Source organism: Mesorhizobium sp. M1399 (assembly GCF_040317735.1).
Lineage (GTDB): Bacteria > Pseudomonadota > Alphaproteobacteria > Rhizobiales > Rhizobiaceae > Mesorhizobium.
This window is the reverse complement of the sequence record NZ_JAMYKZ010000080.1, coordinates 1-615: the sequence shown is the minus strand read 5'-3', so window position 1 is coordinate 615 and position 615 is coordinate 1. Positions and strand designations below refer to the sequence as shown.

The following is a 615-nucleotide window of genomic DNA, read 5'->3' as shown; positions in this document are numbered from 1 at the left end:
TGTCTGGATCAGCAGCGGAGCCGCCTAGGTTCAACTCGCTCAGCTGCCGCTCCAGGCCCTGTTGTTGCGCACGGTACTGCCGCATGTAATCGTCCGTTGTCCCTCCTATCCCTGTCAAACTCGCGACCCAAGGGTATACGTCGGCGTTGGGATCATTTTGTTCGGGAGCATCGTAGGGCCATGCCCGGCCAGTATTGTCCATAGCGGTCTCTCCGGTCGCGGATCAAGGAAGTGCTCTAGCGCCTATCGGTCGCGCCGCCGTCATGCGCAATTCATATTCAATCATTCGATCGGGACATGGTGATGCTTCCTGTCGGGGGAGGCGTTGGTGCACGGATCTTTTATTGGTGTGGGTTTAGGCAAGCGGTAACCGCAATAGCCTTTGTAGCGTAGCCATGAGCGTTGGTGCATGGATCCTTTGTCAACGGTTTGGCGATAGGCAGGCAGGATGGAAATCAGCTTGATGCGAGTGCCATGCCGTACAAACACAACGCAGATCGTCGTCATCACGGGGGAAAGATGAAATTCAGGGTGACGAATTGGCTTGACTACGAAGCAGGTCTGCGCCGGCGTGGTAGCCTGACCTTATGGGTAACCCGGAGGCACTTGCGGGAC

1 protein-coding gene and 1 pseudogene are annotated in these 615 nt (G+C 56.6%); one reads left to right on the top strand and one right to left on the bottom strand.

Features of this window, described 5'->3' with window-relative positions:
* A partial coding sequence (locus NKH05_RS33005) for a hypothetical protein (RefSeq protein WP_353017965.1) occupies positions 1–202 on the bottom strand: 202 nt, incomplete at its 3' end.
* A 272-nt stretch (positions 203–474) separates the two neighbouring features.
* Here NKH05_RS33005 and NKH05_RS33000 point away from each other — a divergent pair.
* Positions 475–615, top strand: a pseudogene (locus tag NKH05_RS33000) (IS5/IS1182 family transposase); the annotation flags it as partial.